Raw genomic sequence first — 8,620 nt, 5'->3', positions numbered from 1 at the left:
AAATTTTTTGCTTCTTTTTTTAAATAATGCCAAAATTCATCGACTTCCTTGACAATACCTTTTCTTCTGGGAATGACTCTGTTTGGGCGCATAGCCTTGATTATAAGGTGCCCGCCCCCTTCAAAACAGCGCTCGCGCTGACACCAAAAGTTGCGCAATTCGGTTCATTGAAAGACCGCTTGCGTAATAAAACAAGGGCTTGGAGCTTGTCTTTTTCGGGCACACCTCGTGCAATTTTTTCCACATTTTTTACATTTGTACCGCTTTCCCCCTCGAACAAAACCGATTTTAAAGCAATCAAAACATTCACAAAATTTACATACAATCTTTTTTAGAGACTTTTAAAAGAGTTCCTTTACTGATTTTAACAAAAAATATTTTTAGTTAAAGGCTTCGAATTTTTACATTTTTTTATTACTGATATAATTTTTTATAGTATTAAAATCTATAAAGAAAGTAGGTAAAAATTAGGTTTAATTATTTTCTTCTAATAATTCTTAAATTTATTTAACTTTACAAAAAAATAATTTATCCTTAACTATTACCGATTATTTAAAAATTATGCAGAAGAATCTTGAATATCTAGAGTTATCTCTTTATTAACTAACTATTTTTTTATCACCGCCAAAGCGCCTGGGGCAAAGACCTTTATCGGATTAGTCTTGTTGCTCTCCCAACCGCCCATTATTTAAATCATCTTTTTGGCTATATCTTTAGAAAAAATATCTTAGTTAATATATACTACATTTTTTACTTCTTTGCTATTCATTATTACAGAATATATATCTTTTTAATATTTCGTTATATCTACTAAGTAATTTTTCTATAATTTCCAAAGTTTGCTTTTGTTTTCACTACTTTCAAGATCTTTTGTCCATTTTACTATACCGATATTAATGTTTTTTTCTAGAATTTACTTTTTCAAATAACAGCCCTTTTGGTTTTAGATGATTATAGATTCTTTTTGAGAAGAAGAATTTTTAGAAGCTGAGCTCTCTGAAGGAGACTCGGGTTTTTCAGAAGCTGAGCTCTCTGAAGGAGACTCGGGTTTTTCAGAAGTAGGGCTCTCTGAAGGAGACTCGGGTTTTTCAGAAGTAGGGCTCTCTGAAGGAGACTCGGGTTTTTCAGAAGTAGGGCTCTCTGAAGGAGACTCAAATCTATCTGATGATATAAGGGAAGAAGAAACACTTGCTTCATGCAAAACGTCTAAACCTGGATCTTGTATCTCATTTTTATAATCACCAGCTAGTGATTTTTCTTTAGATAAAATTTCTTCATTACCCGACCAAGAAATTAATTTTCTTCCCACAACTCCAAATAATTCCTTGATTTTTGGCAGAAAATAACTCATTAAGTGTTTTCCCGTTTCTTTTGCTTGCTCTGTTATTTGATGCGTAATTTCTTTTGCTTGTTCTCCTGCCTTACCAGCTATTTCTTTTGCATGCTCACCGGCTTGTAAAGCGACTTCACCTGCTTGAGGAAGAAGCTCATTTTTTGCATAATCTGCCACATGTTCTACACCTTTTGTGATGCGCTCTAATCCCTTTTTCATCAATCCAGAATCTTCTTGATTGCCCTGAACAAAAGTTTCTGCTACTAAATACCGTGAATCTAGATTGTTTACATTGGGCTGATTATTCAATAACGGGACTTCAGATCCAGAAGGAAGGATTTTTTTCGTTTCAGGATTTTGTTTTTCATCAAGTCCGGCTTTTGAAAGTAAAGCCAATCGCTCTTCGATAGATGCAGCACACAACGTTTGACTTCCAAACGTGACCAGTAAAAAAAAAGGGAGATAACGATTTTTCATTTTAATATACGCGTTTTGATTTATGAGTTATATTATAATTGTGTTATATTATAATTGTGTAAAAAAAACTGCTCATAGGTTAAAAAATAATAATACATTACCAAAAATATAACACTCCACATAGTTCATCAAATGAAAAGCTTTACTTGTTTTTTGTCCTTATTATTCTAATTTTATTTTCTAACCCAGAGCAAGAATTTTATAAACAGTATCTCTTACCAACTACAACACCCCCATTTTCTACTTCTACGAAATAAAATCTACAAAGTCGAAGAAAAAAAACCACTTTTTTGATTAATCTCAATGCGTTTTTCGTTTAAGTGCTTAATTTTTCGGTGTAAAGCCGAACGCTCCATACCGATTTTTCTTGCAACAATAGATACGTTTCCGTTTTCTTCTGAAAGACGGTATGAAATATAAAAATGCTCAAACATGCACCGCGCATCTGTCAATGAAAGAGAAAATAAATCTTGGTGCATGGAATTATTAAATTGCATCATGACGGGTAAAGAAAAATTCTCTGCTATTAAAGTATCCTTGGTCGCAACGATCACAGCGTTTTCAATAACATTAGAAAGTTGCGTGATATTTCCGGGCCATTCATACAGTTGCAAAGCACGCAATGTCACAGAATCTAAAGGTTTAAGAAATTTTTGATAACGTAATGAAAAAAAAGACATAAGATATTCTATCCAGAGCTTAATATCTTCCTTGTGCTCTCGAAGAACTTTAAGAACAAAATAGTTCAACGTAATACGATCAAAAAATTCTTTAAAAAAAAGCCCTGCCTTGGATAAAAATGTGTCTTGAGCCGTGGCTAAAAATCGAACATTTAATGGAACTAAATTTTTTCCATTAACACGATACACTCCATTTAAATCCCAGAGCTCCGATAAAACTTTTTGTAATTTATCGCTTAACGTATCTACATTTCTGAGAATAATCGTTCCTCCTTGTGCTTTTTCAAATAGACCAACGCGCTCTACAACGCGATCACGTTCAATACCCAACAATTCTTCATTTCCTAGAGTATTAAGTTCTTGCGCCTCAAGAATTAAAACAGATTTATCTTTCCTAGAAGAAAGTTGCACCATTTCCTTTACAATAGAAGTTTTTCCTGTTCCGTTTTCTCCTAAAATTAATACTCGAGCATCTGTTGCTGCAAGCCTTGTCAACGAAGATGCCAAGGGAAAAGGCCAAGACTTTGCCTCATTGGTAGCCATAACTTTATGGATGTGGAGCTGAGAATGTTCCAGTCCATGACGAACACTTAAAAGCAGGCGATCCAAGTCAAAAGGCTTTTCTAAAAAATCATACGCCCCCCGCTTAATAGCTTTCACAGCAAGTTCTAACGTCCCATGACCGCTGATCATAATAATAGGAATTAAAGGAGAAATCTGTTTAATTTGCTCTAAAAGATTCACTCCGTCCCAAGAATCTTTACCGAACCAAACATCCAGTAAAATCAACTGAATATTTTCACTCTTTAATTTTTTCATCGCTTCATCTGGTGTCTGAGCGATGTGGGTTTTAAACCCTTCATCTCCCAAAATCCCCTTTAAAGTTTTACAAATTTCTTTATCATCATCCACTACCAGAATAGTATGCATCGGAACTCCTAATTTTTATAAGCTGCACCCAAAAAATAATTTGAACTCCTAATCAGCGTAAGAAGAAAGCGAAGAAATTTTAGCCGTGTACACTGCTTCTGCTACTAACTTTTCTTCTACCCAAGCTTCTCCTCTAAACGTCCATACGTATCCTCTTTCTTGCTCTTTTTGCACGCAAAGTCTTAACGTATCCCCAGGCACTACAGGACTTCGAAATTTTGTTTGATTTAAAGACATAAAATATACAATATGATCCTTAGAGGTCAAATTTAAAGAATGCATTACCAAAACTGCAGCTGTCTGCGCCATAGCTTCTACAATAAGAACACCAGGCATAACAGGGCGCTCTGGAAAATGTCCAGAAAAAAAATACTCATTCATCGTAACATTTTTTATTCCTACCGCACGCTCTCCAAGTAAAACATCCACTACTCGGTCTACCATTAACATAGGATAGCGATGAGGAATATATCGCATGATGTCTTGTATCGAAAATTCAATACTTTTTGAATTTAAAATCGAAGAAGAAGTAAATAAATCCATAATATTACCCTTTATCATTTGAAAACAATCGCTTTAAATAGATCACTTGTCTTTTCCATTGCTGGATAGGCATTGCTGGAATTCCAGCGATTTGTGCACCAGACTCCGTCGATCGCATTACACCACTTTTAGCTGCCACAGCAGTTCCGGCTTTTAAACACACCCCAGGAGCTACCCCCACTTGACCACCTAACATGCACTGATCTTCTATATGACAACTCCCAGAAATTCCCGTTTGTGCAACTAGCACCACATTTTTTCCAAGCTGAACATTGTGTGCCACTTGAACCAAGTTATCTATGCGCGTTCCATCACCAATTAACGTATCATCTAAAGTTCCCCGGTCAATAGTAGTGTTTGCTCCCAAAACAACATCTGACCCAATACGAACTTTTCCCCAATGAGGAACGTCCACAGGCCCAGAACCTGTAACAACAAACCCAAATCCCGGCTGACCTATTCGGGCCCCAGAGCGAACACAAACCCGATCTCCCAAATAGGCATGGCAAATAGAAACATGGGAATCAATACGACAATCTTTTCCCATATTAACATTTTTTCCTATTAAAACATGCGCTCCCAAAATGCATCCTTGCCCCAAAATTGCCCCTTCTTCTATCACCACAAAAGGACCAACAGTACAAGAATCAGGAACAAAAGCATCAGGGTGAACCCATGCAGAAGGATGAATTCCTCTGTCTCCTTGTGAATCTAAAAAAAACTCAGCACTAAGCGCACGCATCAAACGAACACAGCACTCCCAAGGGGTTTGACACAACAAAGGAATGGTGTGATCCGGCAAAAAATCCTTATGCTCTGGACGAACAAAACACGCCCCCGCGTTACACTGCTTTCCATCTTTTAGCAAATCCAAACGATCCAGAGAAGTAACTTGATCACGATTTGCGCTTCCAAAAGATGCAACCCCAGAAAACTTTTTTTCTAAAGCAGCACCCAACACTCCAGTGTGCTTGGATATAAATTCTATATCAAAAACAAAAGACATCCTCTTCCTTTTTTTGCATTACCCCTTAGCCCCAGGAACATAATCTTTTAACGTATCTATCCGTTTTTCCATTAAACGCGCAACGTCAGAAGTTAAATCCACAATACTTAAATTAAGCTCTGAACGATCAATGTGTAAAACTACAGCCCCATTCAAAACCAAAGATATTCCACGTTTTGAGCACAAATCATCCAAAATTTTCTGCATTTCTTGATCTAAAAATTTGGCTACTGATTGCTCGGAAACATAAATTTTTTTTTGCATTTCCGAATGAGACTGCTCAAGCTTTGTAACACGATCTTCTAGTGCTTTTCTTTTTTCATTGTATTTTTCTTCTCCAATAAGACCCCGCAGCCCATCTAACTTTTTCCATTCTTTTTCTAAACTTGTTTTTTCTTTAATTAGTCCTGAAGAAACTTTCTCTCTCCAAGCTTCTATGTCTTTTTTCCAGATTCGATAAGCAGGTAGCACCTCTATAATGCCATTTAAAAACACAACCCCCGTCTTTTTTATGGTTAAAATCTTTGAAGGCTCTTCTCTTTTTTCTTCTTGCTTATCCTGCTCCTTTGAACTTTCTCCACAAACCGAACCACAAAGAATCAAACAAGAAAAAATACAAAAAAAACTTTTATGCAGTAAACTTAGACTCATCTTTTTCATATTTAATTTCTCCACACTTAACTCCTAAATATTTTTATAAATCACGAACTTTTATACTTAAGTCGCACCTTTCTTTTGATCATCATAATTTTTTTACGAAAAATCAAGTGCTCAATATAAGCAATAAGTTATTTTGCAATAATTTACCATTTCTAAAACAAAATTTTACTCATAATTTACAGAAATTAAATTTTTTAATCTGTATCAAAAACGAAAAAAAATTAACTTTGTCTTTTTTTCGTACTTCCCCCCCCTGCATCCACCTGTTTTTCTATTTGATTAATATTGAAAAACGTCTTTTTTCTGTCTTCACGATATTCTTTCAGATTTGATGAGATCTTTCAGATTTGATGAGAAAGTAAAATTTCTGCGATATTACTTATTTTGGTGCTAAAATGCTTTTCTGCTCTCTTATCCAAAAAAAAATATTTATTTGGTATTCTTCGATTTTTGTATTTTAAAAAATTAATTTACAACAAATATTTTTGACAATGTGCTTGTTAATTTTTTAAAAAAGTCTTGCATACAAAGAAAAAAAATCTTTTTACACAAGTTAGTCCCACAGCAACCACCGCTAGTAAAGAGGTCTTCTATGGAATTTTAAATAGACGCCTCGTCAAAAGAGCACTTAAGATAAGTTTATCAAGATATTATTATTTATAGTAAGTTAGAAATACGTGGAAGCTCTAAAAATTGTAGTCACAAAATATCAACCTACAGGATAATGAACAAAGACTTTTCTTGTAAAAAGCACTGTTTTCCCCTTATGTATCATAGCTACAACTATATAAAATGATTTTATGATTTTATATATATTGGAAGAGAGTTTCTATACTTCATCTAAGAGTGCGCCTAAGTGTTTTTCTGTGCCTATTTATCTTTGATGGAATTTAGGTCTGGTGAATAAGGCAAAAAGATAGAGGAGAGGAGTGCCCTGAAGCTTCCAAGACCTTTAGCATGTCTTGGCTTTCGGGAAAAGTTGCATTGTCCATGGCTCCCCCACTGCTTTTCAGGAAGTTTGGGGATCAAATCTTGCAGCATCCACGCGTTGAACCCCAAGATATTTACAGTTGTTTGAAACCAGACTCCCAGTCAAAGGAATGCCACACCTCGTCAAATCTTAGTCCTTCTTCCTCTCTGATTTTTAACACTCTACGTCAAAAAAAATCTACTGAATATGCCATAAAATTATTAATTAAAATCGTTTTATTTAGCTTTTGCTGTATAATGCGATAATTCATGATAAAATAAATAAAAGTAGAAATTATCAATGAACTTACGGTAAGATTTTTTAATAAATTGATAATTATGTATTTAGTGAATGTCTATCTTTTTAGCATAGATAAATTTTTTTATTTCATTTGATTTTTAAAGCAAATTAAGGTAGACTGAACAGGATTTTATTGATCGATACCCAAGAAATGTTTGGACGTTTAGGAGTTTCTGTGCGTAATGCAGTACAACGCATCGGAAATGGCTCTGTTGTCACACAAAAAGATATAGATAAAGCGTTAAGGGAAATTAGGATTGCTTTACTAGAAGCAGATGTAGCGCTTCCAGTTATTAAGACGTTTTTACAAAAAGTTCAAGACCAGGCGTTAGGCAGAAACCTTGTAAAGTCATTGTATCCAGACCAGCTCATCAGTAAGATTGTGTACGATGAAATGCTTGCCTTGGTAAATAATGATCCAGTTCACTGGGCCAGAAGGTCTTCTATTCTGGTTATGGGGTTGCAAGGAAGTGGAAAAACAACCTTATGTGGAAAATTAGCCTTTATGTTTAAAGCTCAGAATATTTCAACACTTCTTGTTTCTCTCGACCCTTATCGTCCCGCAGCTCAGTCCCAACTTGCAGTAATAGGAAATAGCATTGGTGTAGACGTCCTTCCTGTTGTAGAAGAAGATGTTTACACCACTGCAAAACGCGCGCTATCTAAAACGCCTTTCTATGATCACATCATTTTTGACACCGCAGGACGTTTGCACGTGGATAAAGAGCTGATGGAAGAGTTAGTTCAACTGCAAAATATTATTCGCGCAAAAGAAAACTTACTGGTTTGTGACAGTTTAATAGGGCAAAGCATCACAGAGGTTTCAAAATCTTTTTCTAAATTAACGCTTAATGGAATAGCGTTGTCGAAATTAGATGCTAATCATAAAGCTGGAGTAATTTTATCTTTAAAGTCGTTGTTGGACCTTCCCATAAAATTTTTAGGAACCGGTGAAAAACCTCAAGACTTTATGCAATGGGACGCAAAGCGTATAGTCAATCGTATATTAGATCAAGGAGATATCGCAGAACTTGTGCACAAAACCACGCAACTTCTTTCCCATGAAACCCACGCTCAGCAACTAAGTCGTATTCAAAAAGGAATATTTACTTTGGATGATCTTATTGTTCAGATGGACGCAATGCAAAAAATGGGGGGGTTATCCTCTATACTAAAATTAATCCCAGGAATGGGGGCAATTCTAGAGTCTTTGCAAAATAAAGACACTTCTTTTAAAAAAGAGAAAGCGATTTTGTCGTCCATGACTGTTAAAGAAAGAAAGGACCCCAAGATACTTGATGCCTCTCGAAAAAAACGTATCGCAAGGGGAAGCGGAACCACAGTTCAAGACGTTAATCAGCTGTTGACACGTTTTGGAGAAATGAAAAAAATGTTTGGAAAATTTTCTAAATAAAAAATTGATAAATGCTAGGGTGTTTCCTCAATTAAGCTAAAGGACTGTTGAAGCCAGGCGGATAGCGTACAGAATCTGGGGCCTTTAACCAAATAGCATGATTAATTTTCAAAGTTTTATTAACGTGAAGTGCCGAAAAAATACGCAGTGTTCCCTCCAGCATTTCAAGAGATCGTGTGTTTGCAAGGGGGGGGCGAAATCTCGCAAACCAATGGCGGTGTGGAGCGTTATTTTGTTTAATGGAAAACGTTTTATCTTTTCCCTGAAAGAAGCATTGCTTGGAACAATTTTATTAAAATCTGCCCAA

General features: G+C 35.6%; 6 protein-coding genes and 1 pseudogene. 1 reads left to right on the top strand and 6 read right to left on the bottom strand.

The features are described 5' to 3' along the window. Positions 1-100: 100 nt before the first annotated feature. The 6 genes and pseudogenes from K737_RS02585 to K737_RS02560 all read right to left on the bottom strand — a co-directional run bounded on the left by K737_RS02585 (position 101) and on the right by K737_RS02560 (position 5,644). Positions 101-310, bottom strand: a pseudogene (locus K737_RS02585) (helix-turn-helix domain-containing protein). A 633-nt stretch (positions 311-943) separates the two neighbouring features. Then, positions 944-1,810, bottom strand: a complete 867-nt coding sequence (locus K737_RS02580; RefSeq protein WP_006304196.1) for a hypothetical protein — start codon at positions 1,808-1,810, stop codon at positions 944-946. 260 nt (positions 1,811-2,070) lie between these two features. Further along, positions 2,071-3,420, bottom strand: coding sequence for a sigma-54-dependent transcriptional regulator (locus tag K737_RS02575; protein WP_006304197.1), 1,350 nt, complete (start codon positions 3,418-3,420; stop codon positions 2,071-2,073). A gap of 48 nt (positions 3,421-3,468) precedes the next feature. Further along, a complete protein-coding gene (gene fabZ / locus K737_RS02570; RefSeq protein ID WP_006304198.1) occupies positions 3,469-3,981 on the bottom strand; it encodes a 3-hydroxyacyl-ACP dehydratase FabZ in 513 nt (170 codons plus the stop codon). Further along, on the bottom strand, positions 3,968-4,969 hold the full coding sequence (gene lpxD, locus K737_RS02565) for a UDP-3-O-(3-hydroxymyristoyl)glucosamine N-acyltransferase (protein ID WP_006304199.1): 1,002 nt from the start codon (positions 4,967-4,969) through the stop codon (positions 3,968-3,970). Before lpxD ends, fabZ begins: the two co-directional genes overlap by 14 nt. Positions 4,970-4,987: 18 nt before the next feature. Further along, positions 4,988-5,644: an OmpH family outer membrane protein gene (locus K737_RS02560; protein WP_006304200.1), complete on the bottom strand. Its 657-nt coding sequence runs from the start codon at positions 5,642-5,644 to the stop codon at positions 4,988-4,990. 1,388 nt (positions 5,645-7,032) lie between these two features. On the opposite strand from K737_RS02560, the gene K737_RS02550 reads away from it, so the two are divergent. Continuing rightward, positions 7,033-8,313, top strand: coding sequence for a signal recognition particle protein (locus K737_RS02550; RefSeq protein WP_006304204.1), 1,281 nt, complete (start codon positions 7,033-7,035; stop codon positions 8,311-8,313). Positions 8,314-8,620 lie beyond the last annotated feature (307 nt).

This window comes from Holospora undulata HU1, assembly GCF_000388175.3.
Taxonomy (GTDB): Bacteria; Pseudomonadota; Alphaproteobacteria; order Holosporales; family Holosporaceae; genus Holospora; species Holospora undulata_A.
This window is presented reverse-complemented; position numbering and strand designations above follow the sequence as displayed.

Coding starts and splice junctions, on each gene's coding strand:
- lpxD (WP_006304199.1), bottom strand. CDS start 4,969: ATGTCTTTTGTTTTTGATATAGAATTTATATCCAAGCACACTGGAGTG.
- fabZ (WP_006304198.1), bottom strand. CDS start 3,981: ATGATAAAGGGTAATATTATGGATTTATTTACTTCTTCTTCGATTTTA.
- K737_RS02580 (WP_006304196.1), bottom strand. CDS start 1,810: ATGAAAAATCGTTATCTCCCTTTTTTTTTACTGGTCACGTTTGGAAGT.
- K737_RS02575 (WP_006304197.1), bottom strand. CDS start 3,420: ATGCATACTATTCTGGTAGTGGATGATGATAAAGAAATTTGTAAAACT.